Source organism: Acinetobacter sp. SwsAc5 (genome assembly GCF_013391485.1).
Classification (GTDB): Bacteria; Pseudomonadota; Gammaproteobacteria; order Pseudomonadales; family Moraxellaceae; genus Acinetobacter; species Acinetobacter towneri.
Window position 1 is genome coordinate 122,445 of sequence record NZ_JACAXD010000005.1, and the last position, 23,376, is coordinate 145,820.

Here is a 23,376-nt window from a genome sequence, read left to right on the forward strand (position 1 = left end):
GCTCCCTTTAGAAAATGTGGGAACTCCCCTCTTTTTAAAAGAGGGGTTGGGGGAGATTCATTACCATTTCAACTGTTCACGTAAATTGACCACTTCACCAATAATGGTCAAGGTAGGTGCCTGAATGTGATGCTGTGCGACTTTACTGGCAATATCCGCCAACGTCCCCACCACCACTTTTTGTTCAGGTGTCGTGCCTTTAGAAATTAAGGCGACAGGCATATCCGCCCGTTGTCCATGTGCAATCAGTTTTTCACAAATGCTTTCTAAGCCAACCAAGCCCATATACAGCACCAAAGTCTGGTGTTCATACACCAATTCTGACCACGGCAATTCAGGCGAACCTTCTTTTAAATGCCCAGTAAGAAAACGCACACTTTGCGCATAATCTCGATGAGTCAGTGGAATGCCTGCATAAGCCGAACAGCCCGAGGCTGCGGTGATGCCCGGTACGACCTGAAATGACACACCTGCTTCATACAATTCTTGAATTTCTTCACCGCCACGCCCAAAAATAAACGGATCGCCACCTTTTAAACGGCAAACTCGCTTACCTGCTTGTGCATATTTCACCAATAATGCATTGATGCCTTCTTGCGGTACAGCATGGTTAGAACGTGCTTTTCCGACATAGACTTTTTCGGCATCACGGCGACACAATTCTAAAATAGGTGCAGACACCAAACGATCATAAATCACCACATCGGCTTGCTGCATTAAACGCAAGGCTTTTAAGGTCAGTAACTCAGGATCACCTGGCCCTGCACCAACCAAATACACCTCGCCTTTCGGTGTTTGCCATTCCGCTAAAGCCTGTTGGATACTTTGGTTTGCAGCGTCAAGATTGTCGTTGAACACCTGTTCTTTAAGAGGACTGGCATATAGCTCCTCCCAAAAAATACGGCGCTCATCTGGATTTACAATTTTCTGTTTTACTGCGGCACGCCACTGACCTGAAAACTCTGCCAGTTTGCCCATACCATGCGGAATGGTACTTTCCAGTTGTGTACGAATTTGACGTGACAATACAGGCGATGTGCCATTACTCGCGACTGAAATCACCAAAGGCGAACGGTCAATGATGGCAGGCACCATAAAACGGCAATGTGGTGGATCATCAACACTATTGACCAGCACATTTTCGGCTTCGCAAGCTGCAAAAACTTGCTGATTGACCAAATTGTTATCCGTTGCAGCAATCACCAAACGATAGTGACGTAACGCAGTAGATGGACTAAAAACATCCTGTACATACTGCCCCTGACTTTGTTGCACCAGTTGCAATAAATTGACATCAATTTCAGGGGCAAGCACATCAACTTTTGCGCCCGCTTTAGCCAGTAACACCGCTTTGCGATAAGCAATATGCCCACCGCCCACAATCAGACAAGGTTGCTGCTGCAACTTTAACGAGATTGGAAAAATATCCACACTAAACCTCAATATTTAAATCTGATTGTAAGCAATTTCATCCTAAGTCGACCTGCACTCAACTTAGTCAATAAACTCTAAACCGCCCATGTACGGACGTAATACTGCAGGAATTTCAATCGAACCATCGGCACGTTGATAGTTTTCCATAACAGCCAATAAAGTACGTCCTACCGCCAAACCTGAACCGTTTAATGTATGCACAAATTCAGTTTTCTTTTGGTCGGCACGGTAGCGTGCTTTCATACGACGCGCTTGGAAATCCCCCATGTTTGAGCATGATGAAATTTCACGGTAAGTGTTTTGACTTGGCACCCAAACTTCTAAGTCATAGGTTTTGGTTGCGCCAAAGCCCATATCGCCACCACATAGAATAATTTTACGGTACGGTAAACCAAGTGCCTGCAAAATACCTTCTGCATGTCCAGTCAATTCTTCTAAAGCCTGCATTGAGGTTTCTGGTTTTACAATCTGCACCATTTCGACTTTATCAAATTGGTGTTGGCGGATTAAACCACGAGTATCGCGACCATAAGAACCTGCTTCGCTACGGAAACAAGGGGTATGCGCTGCATATTTTAATGGCAAGCGTTCAGGGTCAATGATTTCATCACGCACAAAGTTGGTTACTGGAACTTCGGCAGTTGGAATTAGATAGTATTCTTTTTCACCTTGTAATTTGAACAAATCTTCTTCAAATTTAGGCAGCTGACCTGTACCACGCAATGAATCTGCATTGACCAAATACGGTACATACGCTTCGGTATAACCATTTTGAACAGTATGCGTATCTAACATGAACTGTGTAATCGCACGTTGTAAACGCGCCAATGGCCCTTTCAGAACGCTAAAACGAGAACCTGTTAATTTGGTTGCAGTTTCAAATTCCAAACCACCCATCATTTCGCCAAGGTCGGTATGATCTTTAATTTCAAAATCAAACTGGCGTGGTGTGCCCCATTTCAATACTTCCACATTATCAGCTTCATCTTTACCTTCAGGCACAGACTCATCTGGCAAGTTTGGAATAGACAATGATTTAGCTTCTAACTCATCTTGCAACTCTGCCAAAGCCACTTCAGCGGCTTTGATTTCATCGCCAATAGCAGCCATACGCGCCATAATTTCAGAAGCATCACCACCTGCTTTTTTAATCTGACCGACTTGTTTTGCGCCCGAATTACGCTCTGCCTGTAATGCTTCGGTTTTAGATTGCAATTCTTTACGACGTGCTTCAAGTGCTGCCCACTCTGCCACATCTAATTGCACACCACGTTTTGCCAAGGCTAAATTTACAGCCTCAATATTATTTCTGAGTAATTTCGGGTCAATCATAGCCAATCTTGGAATAAGAAAAAAACTGGCTATAGTGTAAGCGCTTCGGGTTAAAAAATACAGTAACCCGATTCACGGCTGCACCTTATTACAGCAATCTCTGCGTATTTTTGTGCAATTTTATTGGCTAGGATACTGCGGCAAACTTGGCAAATATTCAGACTTTATTAATTTTTCTGTCGCGTAGTAAGGCAGAATCAACTCAGGCATACCTTCTGCATAAGATGCCAATTCATACAACGGGTAGACAAAGACCAAACCATTGGCGCCATAATAAAAATTATCGCTCAGTTTAAACTTTTCACGGGAAATATCATGTTCATCTAGCCAGTTATAATTATGGTTAAATAATTCTTCTGTCATTTTGGCTTCCGTATTGGGCAGCATAATATCTTGCAACGCCAAACGCTTTTTCTGTTTTAAATCAAAAGTCACAAATTCTTGGTGATGAATACCATGTGCTGCACCCGCAGGGTAACTATAGCTTTGCAAACTAAACGTCGCTAAATTGGCATGTTGCCCGATATAACGCACATAGCTCGAACTCTGACTCAGTCGCATAGGATCGGTTTCTTCTACCTTTGGCGTTGCAGTTGATGCCGCAGCTTCAGAAAATGCAATTGGGTCTGCCTTTTGCAAACGCTGCATAAAATATTCATCAATCCACGCCACATTGGTTTTTACTGTCTGAATATCGTAAGCAGTACAGCCTTCTTCATCACAAATTTGCTGTTGTGGCAATTGAAGCGCCACCACTTTAGCTTGAATCACAGGAATCTCGGCTGTGACAGATGCAGGCGCAGCTTGCTCAGTTTCGGTTTTAGAAGTTGCCTCACTCTTTGGCTGACATGCAGTCAACAACAGAACCGAACTTAAAGCGACAGCACCCAAAAACACCTGTGATTTTAAATATTGCATTAAATTCCCCTCAGCCACGATTCACAAAGTCTAATGATTTGAAATGCAAGCCTGCACAAATCTTGCGATAAAATTGGTTCAATTGAATTAGTCAAGACTATAGATAACTCTCGCTGTTCAATCCTAGAGCAGTTGTGTAACGGAATAATCGGTGGATAAAACTGTTTAAAATTACTACTCAAATTTTTGCGTGATTATTTTTATTTTTTCATTGTAAATCAAAATTTTGATAACAAATCCTTAATATAAAATAATGATCTGTGATGACTCAATCTATATCCCGCATACTGCAAAATATGAATTATCCCGAGATTTATCCACAGAAATTGTGGATTTCTCAGGAAGAATATTCAAATAAATTTCCGCTGTATTGAAAATGCTTCAACTAAAAATCTATGATTAAAACCTAAATAATCGGATTAAATTTCTACAAGTACAGACTCACCTGTTGAACAATCACCATTTAACCATTGCCAACGTTCAAGCAATTTGATTTTTCCGTTTTCATCCAAAATGATAGTTGAGTTGCATTGACCAATACGTAGTTCATCTAACTGATTGACATGATGATAAACCATACTAAATGTATCTACTGAAGTCATGACTCCCAACAGATGCCCTTGCCTAATACTTCCGCCAGAATAAGTAGCTTCAATTGTTTCCCCTACTTGTTTATAGTAAAAAACTGTTGAGCCAGATACCTCACCATTCGCGGTGTTTTGCTGATTTACAAACTTTTTATTATGTAAAATTGACACCAGAGTCCTTCCATAAGCTAAAAATTATGAGCGATAAACCAAATTGGGATTAAAAGAGCCTTCTCCCTGTGGGAGAAGGCTAGAAAGGGATAGCAAATTATGCTTTTAAAAGAACGTATAAAACATTCAATTATTGATCAATAATGTCCGTGCCTTTTGGCGGCGTGAAATTAAAAGTTGAGGCTGGTATCGCCGCATTGACTTTTACATTATTAAAGCGCACATGCGTGGTTTGTCCCAATGAGTCCTGTAAAATCATTAAGGTTGGCGCGTTACGCGCACCAAAACTAATGGTTAAACTCTGAAATACGCCATCATCACTTTTTGGGTATAAGGTGTAATAAGTCTTTGACTTATTCGGCTGGGTCACACGATACGACTGCATGATTTGATTGGTATTGCCCGAAAGCAACAACGCAGGCGTATTTGCCACTTGATCATCTAGGCTTTGGCGTACAGCTTGTTGTAAGTCTGGGTCATAAATCCATACGGTTTTACCCGTAGTCACAATTGTTTGTTTGGCTGGACTGGTGGTTTCCCAAAAGAATTTACCCGGACGCTCAACTTTCATAACCCCTTTAAAATTCTGGTTCATGTGCTGTGCCGATAAACCACGGTTTGGCAAAGCCTTGCCATTGTTGCTAACTTTTGTGGTTTGCTCAAAATTGGCGGTAAAACTTTTAATACCATTCAATTGTTTAACAAGGTTTGCTGTCGCTTGTTGCTCCGATGCTGCCACTGGCGCAGCAAACACTGTAGTACTCATGATTGGCGCTAAAGTGGTTGCACCCAATGCCACAGCACACATCGTTTTACGAAGCATATTCATAGATTCACCTTTTTATATTTGCTCAATCGCAATGTTTTGGATGTCCCATCTTAAACCAATTTCTGGCGCTAATATGATAGAAAATAAGAAGTTTTGTATGCTTATTAATATAAAATGTAGAAATTTATCCATCATGATGAAGAACTAAAAGTTATCCTTTGACCCTAATTTTCCATCATACAAGCATAAAAAAACCCACAATCACTTGTGGGTTTTTTCACTATTTCAGCTTACGCTTCAACAGATACGTAGCGACGGCCAAATTGACCTTTCACTTCGAATTTTACTACGCCGTCAGCAGTAGCAAATAAAGTATGGTCACGGCCCATACCTACGTTTGCACCAGCGTGGAATTCTGTACCACGTTGACGAACGATGATGTTACCAGCAGTTACAGTTTGACCACCGTAAACTTTAACACCTAACATCTTAGGATTCGAATCACGACCGTTCTTAGTCGATCCACCGGCTTTTTTAGTTGCCATGTCTATTTACTCCTAGTGATTAGCCTGCAATACCAGTAATTTTCAACTCGGTAAACCATTGACGGTGACCTTGTTGCTTACGGTAGTGTTTACGACGACGCATTTTAACAATACGGATTTTGTCGTGACGACCATGACCAACCACTTCTGCAGTTACTTTAGCGCCAGCAACAACTGGAGCACCGATTTGAACGTTGTCACCGTTTACAACCATTAATACGTCATCAAACGTAATAGTTGCGCCAGTTTCAGCTTTCAATAATTCAACTTTAAGGGTTTCACCCTCAACAACACGGTGCTGTTTACCACCGCTTTGGATTACTGCGTACATAATGTACTCCAAACATGCCCGTGTCGTCGTGCCGATAAAGGGATATATCGATCTTAAAACGAACGCCACTGGGGGTTATTCAAGGGCAAAGATTTTAAGCGATATTCGCACAAACAACAAGCCATTTACGGCAATTATTGCACAACAAGGTTGATTGTTTAATACCCAGCCGCGTAAATGACTTTCTGCAGCCTCATCCATATTCAATGGATCAATCAATATAGACAGATTGTGTTGGCGTAAACTGCTGTGCTTGTTAAAATCAGGCCCAACTTGAGCAAATAACTGAATTTACCCACAAAGTTATTGACTTCATTTTCTAGTAGAATTAACAATTACAGCATTTGGCAGTTGCCTAACTATTGCATTCATTGCGTTATTTTCGCAGACTTAAGCAGTTTTCTTGGCTGTAACATAAGTTACAACTGATTCAACTAAGTTGTCATTCAATATTATTGAGGTTTCTCTTCACATGACCATCGACTTTAAGCAAGACATTCTCGCCCCTGTTGCTTCTGATTTTGCCGCGATGGATACATTTATTAATGAAGGGATTACCTCTAAAGTCGCGTTAGTGATGGCGGTTAGTAAGCATGTGGTCGAAGCTGGCGGTAAGCGCATGCGTCCAATTATGTGCTTACTTGCTGCCAAAGCTTGTGGTGCAGAAGATTTAGAGCGTCAACGTAAACTGGCTGCAATTATTGAAATGCTGCATACCGCAACTTTGGTGCATGATGATGTGGTGGATGAGTCTGGTTTACGTCGTGGTCGACCTACTGCTAACGCCACTTGGAATAACCAAACAGCGGTTTTAGTCGGTGACTTTTTAATCTCCCGCGCCTTTGACTTATTGGTCGATTTAAACGATTTGGTATTGCTAAAAGACTTTTCTACAGGGACTTGTGAAATTGCCGAAGGTGAAGTTTTACAATTACAGGCACAGCATCAACCTGACACTACAGAACAAATTTATTTAGACATTATTCACGGCAAAACTTCACGTTTATTTGAACTTGCCACTGAAGGTGCAGCAATTTTAACAGGCACGCCACAGTACCGTGAGCCGTTGCGTTTATTTGCAGGACACTTTGGCAATGCCTTCCAAATTATTGATGATATTTTAGATTACACATCAGACGCTGAAACATTAGGTAAAAATATTGGCGATGATTTAATGGAAGGCAAACCAACTTTGCCTTTAATCTCTGCATTAAGAAATACCACTGGCGAACAACATCAAATTATTCGTCGCAGTATTGCGACAGGTGGTACTTCTGACCTCGATCAGGTTATTGCCATTGTGCAGTCCTCTGGCGCTCTCGATTATTGCCGCCAACGTGCCACAGAAGAAACAGAAGCCGCTATTGCCGCTTTAGAAGCACTGCCAGACTCGGAGTATCGTCAGGCCTTAAAGAATTTAGCCTTATTGGCTTTACATCGCATTCAATAATTTAAGCAGCTTATGCATATAAAACTCAACGATTTATTTAGAAAAATGCAAGAACAGCTGGATACACCAAAAGCTGTTCTGGATGAAAATCTGCTGATTGAACTGGTCAATCGTATCCGTCCAAGTGACACTCAAGATTTAGAAGAAACTCATCAAAAGTTTCAAGCTTTCTTACAAGCCTTGCTGCTGACACCCGATGCCAGCTCAACCTTGCAACATTTTGTTTTACGTCTAATCAATCAATACAAACAAACCAGTTTATATGCCGACACGGGAATTTTATCGCTCGATGGTTTTTGGAATCAGTTGTTTCAGCGTTTGGGCGCGCACTTTTTACCGCTGATTAATGATGAAAGCCAACTGCAAGATTTAGTCCGTCGAGTTTTTCCACTACGTAGTGATAAATACTGGCTCGACAATATTGAAGATACCGAATGGCAGCAATTATTTACTTTACTGAATCGCGGACATGGCGGACAAACACAAAAACGCCTGATTCGCAGTGAAATTATTAAAGCTCTAACAGTGCTGTCATATCGGGTCAGCGGCATTGGTTTATATCCTGAATTTATTAGTGCCTATCCTGAACTAAGTGAATATGATTCACCTTTTTTGGCACAAAACCGCGAAATCAACGAGTTTATTCAGCTTTATAAAGTTGCCGATCAACAACACGATCAAATCAGTGCCATTCAACCACCCGATGCCTCTCAAGCTTTGGTGATGATTGACCAATGTCATGATGTCAGCAGTAAAATTCGTCGTGCCACCAAACGAACTGGCGTCAGCATCAGTCTGACCTACTTATTGTCTTTACTTGAACAATGTTTAGAGCGGATTGAACTGTTGCTGAATTTAATCGTGGCGCAAGACAAAGTCCGTTATGTTTCGGCAGGACAATTACTGGTAGATGTAACTGCGGCATTGTATAGCGAACGCAGTGTACGCTCCTTGCTTGCAGAAAACAGTGAGTTAATTGCCTTACAAGTCACTGAAAATGCCAGTAAAACGGGTGAGCATTATGTAAGTACCGACAAAGACGGCTTTTGGGGCATGTATAAAGCTGCGGCAGGTGCAGGTGTTTTAATTGCCACGATGGCGACTTTAAAAACCCTCGCCTCGCGTTTAGTGCTCGCTCCGATGATGCAGGCCATCATCAACAGCATGATTTATTCATTTGGTTTTATGCTGATTCATGTCTTGCACTTTACTGTTGCCACCAAACAACCCGCAATGACTGCTGCAGCATTGGCTTCTACGGTGCAACATCGTAAAGGCTCTAAAATGGCACAAATTGCCGAACTTGCTGCCTTAATTATTAATATTATCCGTACGCAGTTCGTCGCCATTTTAGGCAATATCTCGATTGCGATTCCAGTTGCAGCCTTAATTGCTTTTAGTTGGGATGCCATGTTACATGAACCGCTGATGTCACATGCCAAAGCATCGAATATGCTGCACGACTTGAATCCGTTTACGTCACTTGCCATTCCGCATGCCGCCATTGCAGGGGTATTTTTATTTCTGTCTGGTTTGATTGCAGGTTATTTCGATAACATGGCGGTGTATCGTAAAGTCGGGCCGCGCTTAAAAGCTCATCTGCATTTAAAGAAGTTACTCGGACAAGAACGTCTCAATATATTTGCCAATTATATAGAACGAAACTTAGGGGCTTTGGCAGGTAATTTCCTGTTCGGGATTATGCTCGGCAGTACCGCTACGCTGGGTTATATTTTGGGTTTACCGATTGATATTCGCCACATTGCCTTCGCTTCTGCCAACTTTATTCAGGGTTTAATGAATATTAATGGCTCACCTGAAATTGGCCTGATTATTGTGTCCTTTTTAGGCGTACTGCTAATTGGTTTAACCAACTTATTTGTCAGCTTTACTTTAACCATTATTGTGGCATTGCGTGCGCGTCGGGTACGTTTTGAACAGTGGAAACCTTTGGCAAAATTGGTGCTGACTCACTTCTTAACCCGTCCAAGTGATTTCTTTTGGCCACCGAAACAACCAATTACAGTGGATGACGATTCATCCTCAAATACTGAACGAAATGCTAAAATTTAGTGCACATTTACATTGCGCACAAAGTAACAAAAAAAGAAATTCTTCTCATTTACATTGGCTTGAAATAAAGTGTACTGACTAGTACACTTTATTCCATTCATCAACCGTGCTCAAATCGGTTAAACTTACAGGGATTTTTAGCATGCCTAAAATACTGCTTTATCTCGGTAGTTTACTATTTATAATCAGTGTGTTAGTGCTAAACATTCCAAGTTGGCAACAATTTGATGTTGCCAGTGTGGAGTTTTTAAGTACCCAGCGCACCGCACATTTGAATCAATTGGCAATCACACTTTCTGTATTAGGTGGCATGCCATTTGTATTATTTTTAACCTGCCTATGGTGTTTCTATTTGGCATGGTATAAAAAATACACAAAAATTGTTTTTATCAGTGTAGGACTGGTCGTAAGTATTGCGCTTTCATGGCTGCTCAAATACCTATTCGCGCGACCTCGCCCGCCTGAAGCATTGCATTTGGTGGAAACTTTTGGCGCATCATTTCCAAGCGCTCATAGTTTTTATGCTGCAACTTTAGGTTGTTTGGTGATTTACCTGAGTTTGCAACATCCAGCGCATAAAATTTTGTCTGTGTGCGCGTGGTTATGGATGTTGCTGATGGGCATTTCCCGTGTGTATCTGGGAGTGCACTATCCTTCAGATGTCCTCTCTGGTTGGAGCATAAGTTTTATTTGGATCACATTGTGGTATCTGTTTTGCGCTCAATATCTGCAAGACAAACCAATACATAAGTTTAGATAAAAATCTAATAGAGGTGAAAGAATGATGTCTGCAAAGCTTTGGGCTCCTGCCCTGACTGCTTGCGCATTAGCCACAAGTTTAGCACTTGTGGGTTGTAGCAAAGATCCAAAAGATGCACAGCAAGCAGGTGCAGCTCAGGAAATGCCACCGACTGAGGTTGGCGTACTGGTGGCACAGCCACAAAGCGTGGAACAGTCTGTAGAACTGTCTGGACGTACCACAGCCTTTGAAATTTCAGAAGTTCGCCCACAAACCAGTGGTGTGGTTCTGAAACGTTTATTTACCGAAGGCAGCTACGTGCGTGAGGGTCAGGCGCTTTATGAAATTGACTCACGTACCAACCGTGCCAGTCTAGACAGTAGCCGTGCAGCACTCACCCGCCAGCAAGCGCAATTGAATGTGTTACGCATTAAAGAAGGTCGTTACCGTCAGTTGGTAGGCAGCAATGCAATCTCTAAACAAGAATATGATGACATTGTGGCACAGGTAAAACTTGCCGAAGCCGATGTTGCTGCGACTCAAGCAGAAGTACGCAATGCCGAAATTAACCTAGGCTATTCGACTGTACGTGCCCCAATTTCAGGGCAAACTAACCGCTCTACTGTGACTGCAGGTGCATTGGTTACTGCGAGTCAGGCGGAACCGTTGGTGACGATTCAACGCTTAGACCCAATTTATGTAGACATCAATCAGTCCAGCGCAGAGTTACTACGTTTACGTCAGCAATTGAGTCAAGGTAGTTTAAATAGCAGCAACAACACCAAAGTAAAATTAAAACTTGAAGATGGCAGCTACTACCCTGTTGAAGGTCGTTTGGCTTTTTCTGATGCCAGCGTGAACCCAGAAACAGGCACCGTGACTTTACGCGCCGTGTTCCCAAATTCAAATCATTTATTATTGCCGGGTATGTTTGCCACTGCGCAAATTGTGCAAGGTGTGATTCCTAACGCAATCTTAATTCCACAAGCTGCGATTAGCCGTACCCCAACAGGTCAGGCAATGGCAATGATTGTGAATGCCAAAGGTATTGTTGAACCGCGTCCTGTGACCACAGTTGGTACGCAAGGCAGCAACTGGATTGTGACTGAAGGTTTGCAAACTGGCGATAAAGTGATTGTCGAAGGTATTGCCAAAGTAAAACCTGAACAGCAAGTGGTCGCTAAGCCGTATCAACCGCAAGGCGCTGCTCCTCAAGCTGCACCTGCTGCACCAGCAAAATCGGGTGATGCCAAACCAGCCTCAGAAGCCCAAGCAACTGAATCAAAAGCTACTTCAAATGCATAAGGGGTAGACTTCAATGGCACACTTTTTTATTCATCGCCCCATTTTTGCGTGGGTGATTTCATTGGTCATCATGCTGGCTGGGATTATTACTCTCACCAGCATGCCAATTGCCCAATATCCGACCATTGCACCGCCAACGGTCACCATTGCTGCGACTTATCCAGGTGCATCTGCTGAAACTGTTGAAAATACAGTGACTCAAATTATTGAGCAGCAAATGAATGGTTTGGATGGTTTACGCTACATTTCATCGAACAGTGCGGGGAATGGTTCTGCATCAATTACCTTAAACTTTGAACAAGGGATTGACCCTGATATTGCACAGGTTCAAGTACAGAACAAGCTACAATCTGCAACAGCTTTATTGCCAGATGACGTACAACGTCAAGGGGTGAAAGTTACCAAATCTGGCGCAAGCTTCTTACAGGTTTTAGCCTTCTACTCGCCAGATGAAAGCCTTTCTGCAGATGACATTAAAGACTATGTCAACTCCAACATTTCTGAACCGCTTAGCCGTGTTGCAGGTGTAGGTGAAGTACAAGTATTTGGTGGCTCATACGCCATGCGTATTTGGATGGATCCAGCCAAAATGGCAAGCTTGCAAGTTACACCAAGTGATATTGCACAAGCCATTCGTACCCAAAACGCTCAGGTGGCTGTAGGTCAATTGGGTGGTGCACCATCTGTTCAAGGTCAGGCGTTGAACGCAACGGTTACTGCGCAAAGCTTGCTACAAACACCTGAACAATTTAGCAATATTTTCCTTAAAAATACCGCTTCAGGTGCTCAAGTTCGCTTGGGTGATGTAGCACGTATTGAACTTGGTGCAGACAACTATCAGTTTATTTCTAAATACAACGGTAAACCTGCTGGTGGTGTGGCAATTAAATTGTCTACCGGTGCCAACGCACTAGATACCGCTGCTGCCGTAGAAGAACGTTTAAAACAATTACGCCCAAACTACCCTGCGGGTTTAAAGGATGAATTGGCGTTTGATACCACGCCATTTATTGAACTTTCAATCAAGAGTGTGGTTAAAACGCTGATTGAAGCGATCATCTTGGTATTTATTGTGATGTTCCTGTTCTTACAGAACTGGCGCGCCACCATTATTCCAACCATGGCTGTGCCTGTGGTGGTTCTCGGTACTTTTGCCGTGATCAATATGTTTGGTTTCTCCATCAACACCCTCACCATGTTTGCCATGGTACTTGCCATCGGTCTTCTGGTCGATGATGCGATTGTTGTAGTGGAAAACGTAGAACGTGTCATGGTGGAAGAACATCTTGACCCTGTGGCTGCGACTGAAAAGTCCATGAAACAGATTTCAGGGGCACTGGTCGGGATTACCTCGGTACTGTCTGCGGTGTTCATTCCAATGGCATTCTTTGGTGGAACAACAGGGGTTATTTATCGTCAATTCTCTATCACCCTTGTGACTGCCATGGTGCTGTCACTGGTTGTTGCTTTGACCTTTACCCCTGCCCTGTGTGCCACCATTCTGAAACAGCATGATCCAAACAAACCTGAAAGCAACGGCGTATTTGCCCGTTTCTTCCGTTGGTTTAACCGTAGCTTTGATAAGATTTCGGTCAAGTATCAAGGCGGTGTAGACCGTATGACCCACAGCAAAATTTTCTCAGGAATTTTATATGCAGTGGTGTTGGGTATTATTGTGTTGTTGTTCCAGAAACTTCCATCATCGTTCTTACCTGATGAAGATCAGGGTGTGGTGATGACACTGGTGCAACTCCCACCAAATGCGACTTTGGAACGTACTGATGCCACGATGACCAGCATGACTAACTTCTTCAGAGAAAATGAAAAAGAGCATGTGCAGTCGGTGTTTAGTGTTTCTGGCTTCTCGTTCTCGGGTGTTGGTCAGAACGCTGGTATGGCATTCATTAAGTTAAAAGACTGGAGTGAACGTACAAGTCCAGAATCACAAGTGGGTGCCATTATTCAACGTGGTATGGCGCTGAACATGATTGTGAAAGATGCGACCTACATCATGCCATTACAGCTGCCAGCAATGCCTGAATTGGGTGTGAGTGCAGGCTTTAACTTACAGCTGAAAGATGCTGCAGGTAATGGTCACGAAAAACTCACCATGGCACGTAACATTGTCTTGGGTGAAGCAGCCAAAGACCCTCGCTTAATGGGCGTACGTCCAAATGGTCAGGAAGATACACCACAGTACCGTATTCTGATTGATCAGGCGCAAGCAGGTGCAGCAGGTGTCAGCATTGCTGAAATCAACAGCACGATGGGCATGGCTTGGGGTGGTTCGTACATCAATGACTTTATTGACCGTGGTCGTGTGAAAAAAGTTTATGTTCAAGCTGAATCAGACTCACGCATGATGCCTGAAGACCTAAACAAGTGGTATGTGCGCAATAACCGTGGTGAAATGGTACCGTTCTCTGCCTTTGCAACAGGTGAGTGGACTTATGGTTCGCCGCGCTTAGAACGCTATAACGGCGTATCTGCCAAGAACATTCAGGGTGCACCTGCTCCGGGCGTCAGCTCAGGTGAAGCAATGCAAGCCATGGAAGAAATTGTCGCTAAATTACCGTCTATGGGCTTAAATGGCTTTGACTATGAATGGACAGGCCTATCGCTAGAAGAACGTGAATCGGGCGACCAAGCACCGTTCTTGTATGCGTTGTCTTTACTGATTGTATTCCTGTGTTTGGCAGCCTTGTATGAAAGCTGGTCTATTCCATTCTCAGTACTCTTGGTCGTACCGTTAGGGATTGTCGGGGCATTATTGCTCACCTTTGGGGGCATGATCTTGTTCAAGAACCCGAACCTATCCAATAACATTTACTTCCAAGTGGCAATTATTGCTGTGATTGGTTTGTCTGCGAAAAACGCCATTTTGATTGTAGAATTTGCCAAAGAGCTACAAGAAAAAGGTGAAGACCTATTTGAAGCCACTTTGCATGCTGCAAAAATGCGTTTACGTCCAATTATTATGACCACCCTTGCCTTCGGTTTTGGTGTATTGCCACTTGCTCTTTCATCTGGTGCAGGTGCAGGTAGCCAACATTCAGTCGGTTATGGAGTCTTGGGCGGTGTAATTAGCTCAACCTTGTTAGGGATCTTCTTTATTCCAGTGTTCTACGTTTGGATCAGAAGTATCTTTAAATACAAACCAAAACAACAAAATCAACAGGAGCATGTATCGTGATGCAAAACTTATGGTCTCTTACAGGCCGTGGCATTGCGGTTTCTGCCCTTGCGCTTGCTTTGACAGCCTGTCAAAGCATGCGTGGGCCAGAGCCCGTCGCTCAGGCGAGTATTCCGAGCAGCTATACAGCAACAGCAACGGGTACATCGGTTGCCGAACAAGGCTATAAAGATTTCTTTGCCGACCAGCGCTTATTGCAAGTGCTGGATATGGCACTGAACAATAACCGTGATTTGCGCACTGCAACCCTGAACATCCAGCGTGCGCAGCAAGCTTATCAAATTACAGAAAACAACCAATTGCCTACCATTGGTGCTAGCGGTGGCGTACTACGTCAAGATCAGGGCAATGGATTAGGTACACATACCCGTTATAACGTTGGCTTAGGTGTTACTGCCTATGAGCTGGATTTTTGGGGACGTGTGCGTAGCTTAAAAGACAATGCCTTAGATAACTTCTTGGCAACTCAAAGCTCACGTGATGCCACACAAATTGCCTTGATTGGTCAGGTGGCGCAAGCATGGCTCAACTATTCTTTTGCCAATGCCAATTTAAAACTGGCAGACCAGACGTTAAAAACGCAACTTGAATCTTACAATCTGAACAAAAAGCGTTTTGATGTCGGCATTGATAGTGAATTACCTGTCCGTCAGGCACAAATTTCAGTTGAAACTGCACGTAATGATGTCGCCAACTACAAAACCCAAGTCGCGCAAGCACAAAACTTGCTGAACTTGTTGGTGGGCGAACAAGTTCCAAGTGCGTTATTGCCAACGCAGCGTGTGACGCACATTACCAAAACTACCGCAATTGGCGCTGGCTTACCAAGTGACTTGCTGAATAACCGTCCTGATATTCGTACTGCAGAGTATCGACTATCGGCTGCGGGTGCCAATATTGGTGCAGCAAAAGCACGTTTATTCCCAAGCATTAGCCTCACGGGCAATGCAGGCTATGCATCAACTGACTTGAGTGATTTGTTTAAATCAGGCAGTTTTGTTTGGGCAGTGGGCCCGAGCATCGACTTGCCAATTTTTGATTGGGGCACACGCCAAGCCAACATCAAAATTTCAGAAACGGATCAACAAATTGCTTTGGCTGACTATGAAAAATCAATTCAGTCTGCATTCCGTGAAGTGAATGATGCTTTGGCAGTTCGTCAAAATATTGGTGATCGTTTAGCGGCACAAAAACGCTTGGTTGATGCGACCAATACCACTTATAAATTATCTAATGCACGCTTCCGCGCAGGCATTGACAACTATTTAACCGTGTTGGATGCACAGCGTACGTCTTATGCAGCAGAACAAGGTTTATTGTTGTTGGAACAAGCCAATTTGAACAATCAGGTGGAGTTGTATAAATCTTTGGGTGGCGGTGTGAAAGCCAATACTTCAGATGCCACATCACAACCTGCATCATCGGCAGAACGTAAAGCGCAATAAGTCTTTGCGTCTACCTTAAATTTGCTGCTTAACAGCTCAGATATAAAGACTAAATCAGCTCACTTCGGTGGGCTTTTTTATTGCTTTTTGCAAGCACATTTCATATCTTCAATACGTCTTGTTTTTAAATATTAGAATCTTATGTTGCTTAGTAATCTTGAATCTGTACCAGGTCATCGTATTTCACGGCAAATTGATGTGGTCTATGGCAGCACCGTACGCAGTAAGCATGTGGGGCGTGACTTCTTGGCAGGACTCAAAAATATTGTCGGTGGTGAATTAACGGCTTATACCGAATTACTAGAAGAATCACGCCAAGAAGCGATGGATCGTATGATTGCTAAAGCACGTGGTTTAGGTGCCAATGCTATTGTTGGGATTCGCTTTTCTACTTCAAATATCGCTCAAGGTGCTTCGGAATTGTTTGTTTATGGTACAGCAGTGGTGGTCGAGGCAGATATTCCTAAACTTCCAGACCCATTTCCAGCATCACACTAAAGCAAAGATTATTGAACAGGAATAACATCACATGGATAATTTAATTCTGCAAATTGTTGTCTTTGCGATTTTATTTGCCGTAGGCTTTGGTTTTGGGCGACACAACGAACGCAAACATTTCAAATATTTAGCCGAGCAAGAACTGCGTTTAAGTTATATTCAGATTGATAATAACCGCTTCCAGACCAGTCCCAATTTTGGGCAATTGATACACAGCAATGTGGTCATTTCTCATGATTATTTTAAGTTTGTGATTGCCAATATTCAGAACTTCTTTGGCGGGCGCTTGACCAGTTATGAAAGTATTGTCGAGCGGGCGCGTCGTGAAGCCATCGTCCGTTTAAAATTAGAAGCTGAAAAAATGGGCGCAAATCATATTATGGGGCTGCGTTTAAGCACCACAGAATTGGGGATGCAAGGCGGCATGGTCGAAGTCTTTGCTTATGGAACGGCGGTTCAAAATAGCGTTAGTCAATTCTCTGCAAAACGCTGAGTACATCTTTCAGCGTTTGTAAAGAATTTAGTATAAATACTGATCTCGATAAGGCTGAGGAATTTGATATTGCCGACCATCAAATTTTAAAGTGAAACGCTGTTGAGTAGACACTCGTTTAGTTTCTTTGCAATTTTCTAAATCGCCCGACATTTCATAATGTTGAATACGATCACGTAATTGCATATCAAAATATTGTCGAGTTGTATTTCGCAAGATCATTAAAATAGCTTTGCTTTCTATTACTTTGGCATTACAACGTGTATCGGTTTCTGCCTGATAGCGCGCTACGATTAAGCCGTTTAAAATTTTCTTGTTATGTTGTAAATCATATAAATCGAGTACTTGCGCCGAAAATGGATTGGCACTTGAACGTCCTGCATAATTCCTTCTTAAACCAATTGCCCTTAAGCTTTCAGAAACTTGATACGGCGCCAAATCTAAATGGATAGAACGCAGTTCAATTGCATCTGAAGGCAAAAGCTCTTTCACGTGATAGATTGAATGAAGCTTTTGCGTTTTACTATTTACGGTTAAAAAAGTCAGCTGATAATCATCTACAGGTTGATCATCTTTTGTCTGAGTTTCAGCATAAGCAATTAAAGTTTGTTCAGTAACATTGGGGAAATCTGCACAAGCCAAAAAGTCCTCATTCACTGTGGTTGTATTTGTGTGCTGTCGTAAAATCTTTTCAATATATTCAGGTTGTTTACACAACGAATCATCGTTTGTTTGTAATTTGGCAAATGTCGTTTGAGTCATCCCTAAGAAAGCGAAAAGCCACGCGCTGATAAAAAAAAACCTTTCATTATTAAACGCATGGCTCATCCTTCTTTTTGTTTTTATTATTTTATTTTGAAGTCACTTTGATTAAAAATTACTTCACTTTGGTTTTACGAATCATTTTATATAAAGTACTTGGCGATAAACGCGACACCAACACGCCCAGTTTTTCTTTAGCGCCCCCGACCACGATATATTCATCGCCTGCCATGAGTGCTTTAACTGTATTTTTAGCAAAAACATCGGCATCTAAACCATTTTCAATGGCTTCATCTTGATGCCCTTGTGGTTTGCCTTCACCATTCAACGCATTAAAAGACACATTGGTATTCACAAATCCTGGGAAAACAACTGAAACCTGTACGCCCTGCTCCGCTACTTCGGCACGCAAACTATTCGCCCACATGTGAATGGCACTTTTCGCTGCAGAATATGACGCGCGATATTGCGTACCCAATAATGCTGCAACACTAGATACAAAAATAATGCGACCATGTTTTTGCTGTAAAAAGGTCGGCAAGACAGTTTTGGTCAGAAAGACCTGAGAAAAATAATCCACTTCCATAATGGTGCGTTCAGTCTGCATAGTGGTATCGGCAATTAAAGCGCGCTGACTTAAACCTGCATTATTAATTAGCCAGTCAATGCGTCCTTTACGTGCCAAAACTTGTTCATACGCATGTAACACCTGACTTTCATTGGTAATATCTGCACATACAGAAAGATGACGTTCAGGATTCAGCAAACTCACGCGTACTTTTTCAAGTTCTTCATAACGACGTGCGGTTAAAATCACTTGTGCACCTTGTAAAGCACACTCTTTTGCCAATGCCTTACCAATGCCAGAAGATGCACCTGTAATCCACACCACTTTATGTTCCAAGTTTTCCCGTTTTGCCATAACCGTTTGTCCGCGTTATTTAAAAATTTAAGTCATCAAAATTTAAGTCTTAGGTTTTGCAGGATGCTGCAAAAACCCAAGAAAATGGTTTAAATATATCTCTGCACTTTCCAAATCGAATTGCGCACCCATTTTTTCTAGGCGTTTATACCCCAGTTGCGTAGTCAAATGAATCACGCCGTTTAAAGTTTTATCGACCACCAAATTAAATTTCAGCATTTTTTTCGGATCACGAATTAAATAACCCACGCCCTGATCAATAATTTGAGTAAACCCTTTAAATGCAGGCGCAATACATGCACTGTTGCCCTGCCGAATTTGCTCAATACAACCCAACGTTTCTTTCATAACAATACTATCGACAGGATAAGTCACAAAACCTTGCCCTTCCTGCTGATACATCATGCTTGCCAGATAATTCACCATAGGCGTTAAGCGTTCATTGCCAAAAAACGACACCGACCATGGCATATATTTTTGCATGGTTTGTATGACTTGCTGAATAATTTTTTCAGATTCACCATCCAGTGAATGACTAGAACGTGACAATTCACCAAAAAGTTGCTCAATAATTTCACAAGAAATATCGGTCAGTACCGCCCCCAAAGCTTTAGATAAACTTTCCGATTCACCTGCATTGAGTTGTTGATGAATGTGTTGAAATCTTTGATATGTTTCTGGTTTTAATTTTAAAGATACAGCATAAGTCATAACTGAACTTGCCTATTTTGACCGTATTGATGTGTTTTCATCTATTTTAAAATCCATTGCTTAAACCCAGTTTAAAACAGTGTTACAGGCAACGGAGAACTTGAAGTTTTTATCATACTTGTCGCCCATCATACGATGAGTTTGCCCAACTGCCAATTGCGATAAGTTTGGCTGAGTTGAATCTCGCTTAGCGGGCAATTTTTTTGCTACAATAGTTACAATTTTTTATTCACTTTTAACCTGTTCTTACTATGACTGATTCAGCGCAAAATATTGCTACAACCTACGATCCTACCGAGATCGAGAAAAAATGGTACAAGACTTGGGAAGAAAACGGCTACTTTAAGCCGTCTGAAAAAGGCGAATCATTCTGTATCATGATTCCGCCGCCAAACGTCACAGGTAGCTTGCACATGGGTCATGGTTTTAACAACGCCATTATGGATGCCCTCACGCGCTTTAACCGTATGTCGGGTAAAAATACTTTATGGCAACCGGGTACAGACCACGCGGGTATTGCCACACAAATGGTAGTAGAGCGTCAATTGGGCGCGCAAAATATCAGCCGCCATGACTTAGGTCGTGAAAAATTCATCGAAAAAGTCTGGGAATGGAAAGAACAATCTGGCGGTAACATTACCCGTCAAATCCGCCGTTTAGGTTCTTCGGTAGATTGGTCACGTGAACGCTTCACTATGGACGAAGGCTTATCGAATGCGGTGAAAGAAGTTTTCGTGAAACTACACGAAGAAGGTTTAATTTACCGCGGCAAACGCCTTGTAAACTGGGATCCAAAATTACAAACTGCCCTTTCTGACTTAGAAGTTGAGTCGGATAAAGAAGAACAAGGTTCATTGTGGCACTTCAAATATTTCTTTGAAGATAAATCACTACGCACTCACGATGGTAAAGATCACATTGTAGTGGCAACCACTCGTCCTGAAACATTGCTGGGTGATACTGCGGTTGCGGTTGCCCTTGATGATGAGCGTTACTCGCACCTTGTTGGTCAAAACATCATCCTGCCAATTACAGGTCGTGCGGTTCCAATCGTTAAAGATGAATATGTCGATAAAGAATTCGGTACAGGCTGTGTGAAAATTACCCCTGCCCACGACTTCAATGACTATGAAGTGGGCAAACGCTGCGAATTGCCAATCATCAACATCTTCAACAAAAATGCCGAAGTTCTGGCTGAATTTGAATATATCGAAAAAGCCGGTGAACAAATTTCTAAAACCATCCCTGCACCAGCAGATTACATCGGTTTAGAGCGTTTTGAAGCACGTAAGAAACTGATTGAGCAAGCGGAAGCTGAAGGCTGGTTAGATAAGATCCAACCATACACGCTAAAACCACCTCGCGGTGACCGTTCAGGCGTGATTGTTGAGCCATTATTGACCGACCAATGGTATGTCAAAATTGCACCGTTGGCGCAGCCTGCAATTGAAGCAGTGAAAGATGGTCGCATCAAGTTCGTGCCTGAGCAGTACAGCAATATGTACATGGCGTGGATGAACAACATTCAAGATTGGTGTATTTCGCGTCAATTGTGGTGGGGGCACCGTATTCCCGCTTGGTATGATGCTGAAGGTAATGTATTCGTTGGTCGTGACGAAGCAGAAGTTCGTGCGAAAAACAACATCCCCGCTGACGTTGAATTGAACCAAGACGAAGACGTACTCGATACATGGTTCTCATCAGGTCTGTGGACATTCTCAACTTTAGGCTGGACAGGCGATGCTGAAAAAGACAAAGCCAACTACTTCTTAAACACCTTCCATCCAACAGATGTATTGGTCACGGGTTTTGACATCATCTTTTTCTGGGTTGCCCGCATGATCATGCTGACCATGCACTTCATGAAAAATGAAGATGGTACGCCACAAGTGCCGTTCAAAACTGTGTATGTACATGGTTTGGTACGTGACAGCGAAGGTCAAAAAATGTCGAAGTCTAAGGGCAACGTACTTGACCCATTAGACTTGATTGATGGTGTTGATCTTGAAACTTTAGTACAAAAACGTACCACAGGTTTGATGAACCCGAAACAAGCGGCAAAAATTGAAAAATCGACCCGCAAAGAATTCCCAGAAGGAATTCAGGCTTACGGTACAGACGCGGTTCGTTTTACCTTCTGTGCATTGGCAAACACGGGTCGTGACATCAAGTTTGATATGAAACGGGTGGAAGGTTACCGTAACTTTGCCAACAAAATTTGGAATGCAACTCGTTTTGTATTGATGAATGTTGAAGGTCAAACGGTTGGTCAAGAAGCACGTCAAGACCTTTGGGAATTGCCTGAGCAGTGGATTGTGAGCCGTTTACAAAAGGCAGAACAAGCTGTTCATCAAGCGTTTGCAACGTATCGTTTAGACTTGGCTGCGCAAGCGATTTATGACTTTATTTGGAATGAATACTGCGACTGGTATGTAGAGCTGACCAAACCAGTTCTGAATGATGAGTCTGTTTCTGAAGAACGTAAAGCTGAAGTTCGTCGTGTATTGCTTGCGGTGATGGAAGCTTCTTTACGTCTTGCTCACCCAATCATGCCGTACTTGACTGAAGAAATTTGGCAAACACTTGCGCCAATGATTGGCTTGGGTGGCGAAAGCATTATGTTGGCAAACTACCCTGTTGCAGATGAAGCCAAAATCAACGAACAAGCCGAAGCAGATATGCAATGGCTACAAGGTTTAATTGGTGCGGTGCGTAACATTCGTGGTGAGATGGGTCTAGGTAATGCACGTTTATTACCTGTACTTTTACAAAACACCACTGAAGCAGAAAAAGCACAAATTTCTCGTATTGAGCCGTTGTTTAAAGCATTGGCGAAAGTTGAGAGCATTACCTTCTTGGCGGATGGTGAACAACCACCATTGTCTTCTTCTTCTGTAGTCGGCCATGTGTCTGTATTTGTTCCAATGAAGGGTTTAATTGACCCGAAAGCGGAATTGGGGCGCCTACAAAAAGACTTAGACAAGGTTCAAAAGCAGCATGACCAAATTGCCACTAAACTTAGCAATGAAGGTTTTGTAGCTAAAGCCCCTGCGGCTGTGGTTGAAGGCGAGAAAGTGAAACTTGCTGAATTTGCAGATCAGTTAGCGAAAATTAAAGCGAATATGGAGCAGATTGCGGCGCTTTAATGTGTTGTTAGTTTGATCTAAAATCCCCTCAATTGAGGGGATTTTTTATGCATCTAAAATTTTTAAAGCAGTTTCTATATCCATTTGCCAAATATTTTCATTTTCAGACAATTCAAGCATTCTTTTATATTTACTAACCATAGGACAATGACTATTTAAATGATCATTTTGATAATAGTATTGCTTCTGTTCTTGAAATTTACCCTGAATTTCAATTAAAAATCTTGTAAATCCAAGATATTCAGACTCATTATTACCATCAAACCCATTGAAAATACCATAACTATGTTTAGATAAATTTTCATCTTTTGTTCTGCGCTTCAAGTCTTCGATTGCTCGATATAAATCTAAAATATTTAATACAAATCGGCTTTCGTCTTCTGGCATTTCATTATCTATCCATTGATCTAACATTGAATAGAAAATCTCATAGCCATTTTCCAGAATTTGGATTAATTCATTATAATAATGAGCATCATTAGCATCTAATTTAGCTAATATTTTATATTGATTGATCAATATTAAACGATCTTTCTTGTCTAATTTCATTTG

General features: G+C 42.3%; 20 protein-coding genes. 9 read left to right on the plus strand and 11 right to left on the minus strand.

The window, feature by feature from the left end; all coding sequences use genetic code 11:
• Window positions 1-60 precede the first annotated feature (60 nt).
• The 7 genes from cysG to rplU all read right to left on the minus strand — a co-directional run bounded on the left by cysG (window position 61) and on the right by rplU (window position 6,087).
• Complete coding sequence (gene cysG, locus HYG89_RS04395; RefSeq protein ID WP_131260688.1) at window positions 61-1,431, minus strand: siroheme synthase CysG; 1,371 nt, start codon at window positions 1,429-1,431, stop codon at window positions 61-63.
• A gap of 63 nt (window positions 1,432-1,494) precedes the next feature.
• Window positions 1,495-2,766 carry a serine--tRNA ligase gene (gene serS, locus HYG89_RS04400; protein ID WP_104853137.1) on the minus strand — a complete coding sequence of 424 codons (1,272 nt, stop codon included), beginning with the start codon at window positions 2,764-2,766 and terminating at the stop codon, window positions 1,495-1,497.
• Window positions 2,767-2,886: 120 nt separating this feature from the next.
• The gene (locus HYG89_RS04405) at window positions 2,887-3,684 is read right to left on the minus strand and encodes an RsiV family protein (RefSeq protein WP_178866176.1); all 798 of its coding nucleotides are present in this window, start codon (window positions 3,682-3,684) and stop codon (window positions 2,887-2,889) included.
• 419 nt (window positions 3,685-4,103) lie between these two features.
• A complete protein-coding gene (locus HYG89_RS04410) occupies window positions 4,104-4,442 on the minus strand; it encodes a hypothetical protein (RefSeq protein ID WP_004972270.1) in 339 nt (112 codons plus the stop codon).
• Window positions 4,443-4,572: 130 nt separating this feature from the next.
• Window positions 4,573-5,271, minus strand: coding sequence for an outer membrane lipoprotein chaperone LolA (gene lolA / locus HYG89_RS04415; protein ID WP_096902723.1), 699 nt, complete (start codon window positions 5,269-5,271; stop codon window positions 4,573-4,575).
• A gap of 230 nt (window positions 5,272-5,501) precedes the next feature.
• Complete coding sequence (gene rpmA, locus HYG89_RS04420) at window positions 5,502-5,756, minus strand: 50S ribosomal protein L27 (protein WP_004760935.1); 255 nt, start codon at window positions 5,754-5,756, stop codon at window positions 5,502-5,504.
• A 19-nt stretch (window positions 5,757-5,775) separates the two neighbouring features.
• On the minus strand, window positions 5,776-6,087 hold the full coding sequence (gene rplU, locus HYG89_RS04425; RefSeq protein ID WP_004972275.1) for a 50S ribosomal protein L21: 312 nt from the start codon (window positions 6,085-6,087) through the stop codon (window positions 5,776-5,778).
• A gap of 472 nt (window positions 6,088-6,559) precedes the next feature.
• Between rplU and sdsA the strand changes: the two genes are divergently transcribed.
• The 8 genes from sdsA (at window position 6,560) to HYG89_RS04465 (ending at window position 17,283) form a co-directional block, all read left to right on the plus strand.
• Window positions 6,560-7,537: an All-trans-nonaprenyl-diphosphate synthase gene (gene sdsA / locus HYG89_RS04430; protein WP_104853134.1), complete on the plus strand. Its 978-nt coding sequence runs from the start codon at window positions 6,560-6,562 to the stop codon at window positions 7,535-7,537.
• Window positions 7,538-7,549: 12 nt separating this feature from the next.
• Entirely contained in the window at window positions 7,550-9,610 is a 2,061-nt protein-coding gene (locus tag HYG89_RS04435; RefSeq protein ID WP_004972279.1) for a site-specific recombinase, read from the plus strand.
• A 142-nt stretch (window positions 9,611-9,752) separates the two neighbouring features.
• A complete protein-coding gene (locus HYG89_RS04440) occupies window positions 9,753-10,370 on the plus strand; it encodes a phosphatase PAP2 family protein (protein ID WP_004972280.1) in 618 nt (205 codons plus the stop codon).
• Between the two features lie 21 nt (window positions 10,371-10,391).
• A complete protein-coding gene (locus HYG89_RS04445; protein WP_178866178.1) occupies window positions 10,392-11,654 on the plus strand; it encodes an efflux RND transporter periplasmic adaptor subunit in 1,263 nt (420 codons plus the stop codon).
• Window positions 11,655-11,667: 13 nt separating this feature from the next.
• Window positions 11,668-14,847, plus strand: coding sequence for an efflux RND transporter permease subunit (locus HYG89_RS04450; protein WP_178866180.1), 3,180 nt, complete (start codon window positions 11,668-11,670; stop codon window positions 14,845-14,847).
• The gene (adeK, locus tag HYG89_RS04455) at window positions 14,847-16,292 is read left to right on the plus strand and encodes a multidrug efflux RND transporter AdeIJK outer membrane channel subunit AdeK (protein WP_104853130.1); all 1,446 of its coding nucleotides are present in this window, start codon (window positions 14,847-14,849) and stop codon (window positions 16,290-16,292) included. Before HYG89_RS04450 ends, adeK begins: the two co-directional genes overlap by 1 nt.
• A gap of 141 nt (window positions 16,293-16,433) precedes the next feature.
• Entirely contained in the window at window positions 16,434-16,790 is a 357-nt protein-coding gene (locus HYG89_RS04460; RefSeq protein ID WP_004972285.1) for a YbjQ family protein, read from the plus strand.
• A gap of 31 nt (window positions 16,791-16,821) precedes the next feature.
• Window positions 16,822-17,283: a YbjQ family protein gene (locus tag HYG89_RS04465; RefSeq protein WP_004972286.1), complete on the plus strand. Its 462-nt coding sequence runs from the start codon at window positions 16,822-16,824 to the stop codon at window positions 17,281-17,283.
• Between the two features lie 27 nt (window positions 17,284-17,310).
• On the opposite strand, the gene HYG89_RS04470 is transcribed toward HYG89_RS04465, so the two are convergent.
• From HYG89_RS04470 to HYG89_RS04480, 3 genes are all read right to left on the minus strand, one after another.
• Window positions 17,311-18,045 (minus strand): hypothetical protein, encoded by a 735-nt coding sequence (locus HYG89_RS04470; protein ID WP_096902728.1) that lies wholly within the window; start codon window positions 18,043-18,045, stop codon window positions 17,311-17,313.
• Window positions 18,046-18,160: 115 nt separating this feature from the next.
• Window positions 18,161-18,967 (minus strand): SDR family NAD(P)-dependent oxidoreductase, encoded by an 807-nt coding sequence (locus tag HYG89_RS04475; RefSeq protein ID WP_004972288.1) that lies wholly within the window; start codon window positions 18,965-18,967, stop codon window positions 18,161-18,163.
• A gap of 42 nt (window positions 18,968-19,009) precedes the next feature.
• Window positions 19,010-19,678, minus strand: a complete 669-nt coding sequence (locus tag HYG89_RS04480; RefSeq protein ID WP_004972289.1) for a hypothetical protein — start codon at window positions 19,676-19,678, stop codon at window positions 19,010-19,012.
• 251 nt (window positions 19,679-19,929) lie between these two features.
• On the opposite strand from HYG89_RS04480, the gene HYG89_RS04485 reads away from it, so the two are divergent.
• The gene (locus HYG89_RS04485) at window positions 19,930-22,824 is read left to right on the plus strand and encodes a valine--tRNA ligase (protein WP_178866182.1); all 2,895 of its coding nucleotides are present in this window, start codon (window positions 19,930-19,932) and stop codon (window positions 22,822-22,824) included.
• A gap of 45 nt (window positions 22,825-22,869) precedes the next feature.
• Here the strand turns inward: HYG89_RS04485 and HYG89_RS04490 are convergent, their stop codons facing one another.
• Complete coding sequence (locus tag HYG89_RS04490) at window positions 22,870-23,373, minus strand: YfbU family protein (protein WP_178866184.1); 504 nt, start codon at window positions 23,371-23,373, stop codon at window positions 22,870-22,872.
• Between the last annotated feature and the right edge of the window lie 3 nt (window positions 23,374-23,376).

Excerpts from the sequence above, each read along its gene's own strand:
- serS (WP_104853137.1), bottom strand. The coding sequence starts at position 2,766 with ATGATTGACCCGAAATTACTCAGAAATAATATTGAGGCTGTAAATTTA.
- HYG89_RS04405 (WP_178866176.1), bottom strand. The coding sequence starts at position 3,684 with ATGCAATATTTAAAATCACAGGTGTTTTTGGGTGCTGTCGCTTTAAGT.
- lolA (WP_096902723.1), bottom strand. The coding sequence starts at position 5,271 with ATGAATATGCTTCGTAAAACGATGTGTGCTGTGGCATTGGGTGCAACC.
- rpmA (WP_004760935.1), bottom strand. The coding sequence starts at position 5,756 with ATGGCAACTAAAAAAGCCGGTGGATCGACTAAGAACGGTCGTGATTCG.
- rplU (WP_004972275.1), bottom strand. The coding sequence starts at position 6,087 with ATGTACGCAGTAATCCAAAGCGGTGGTAAACAGCACCGTGTTGTTGAG.
- sdsA (WP_104853134.1), top strand. The coding sequence starts at position 6,560 with ATGACCATCGACTTTAAGCAAGACATTCTCGCCCCTGTTGCTTCTGAT.
- HYG89_RS04435 (WP_004972279.1), top strand. The coding sequence starts at position 7,550 with ATGCATATAAAACTCAACGATTTATTTAGAAAAATGCAAGAACAGCTG.
- HYG89_RS04440 (WP_004972280.1), top strand. The coding sequence starts at position 9,753 with ATGCCTAAAATACTGCTTTATCTCGGTAGTTTACTATTTATAATCAGT.
- HYG89_RS04445 (WP_178866178.1), top strand. The coding sequence starts at position 10,392 with ATGATGTCTGCAAAGCTTTGGGCTCCTGCCCTGACTGCTTGCGCATTA.
- HYG89_RS04450 (WP_178866180.1), top strand. The coding sequence starts at position 11,668 with ATGGCACACTTTTTTATTCATCGCCCCATTTTTGCGTGGGTGATTTCA.
- adeK (WP_104853130.1), top strand. The coding sequence starts at position 14,847 with ATGCAAAACTTATGGTCTCTTACAGGCCGTGGCATTGCGGTTTCTGCC.
- HYG89_RS04460 (WP_004972285.1), top strand. The coding sequence starts at position 16,434 with ATGTTGCTTAGTAATCTTGAATCTGTACCAGGTCATCGTATTTCACGG.
- HYG89_RS04465 (WP_004972286.1), top strand. The coding sequence starts at position 16,822 with ATGGATAATTTAATTCTGCAAATTGTTGTCTTTGCGATTTTATTTGCC.
- HYG89_RS04470 (WP_096902728.1), bottom strand. The coding sequence starts at position 18,045 with ATGACTCAAACGACATTTGCCAAATTACAAACAAACGATGATTCGTTG.
- HYG89_RS04475 (WP_004972288.1), bottom strand. The coding sequence starts at position 18,967 with ATGGCAAAACGGGAAAACTTGGAACATAAAGTGGTGTGGATTACAGGT.
- HYG89_RS04480 (WP_004972289.1), bottom strand. The coding sequence starts at position 19,678 with ATGACTTATGCTGTATCTTTAAAATTAAAACCAGAAACATATCAAAGA.
- HYG89_RS04485 (WP_178866182.1), top strand. The coding sequence starts at position 19,930 with ATGACTGATTCAGCGCAAAATATTGCTACAACCTACGATCCTACCGAG.
- HYG89_RS04490 (WP_178866184.1), bottom strand. The coding sequence starts at position 23,373 with ATGAAATTAGACAAGAAAGATCGTTTAATATTGATCAATCAATATAAA.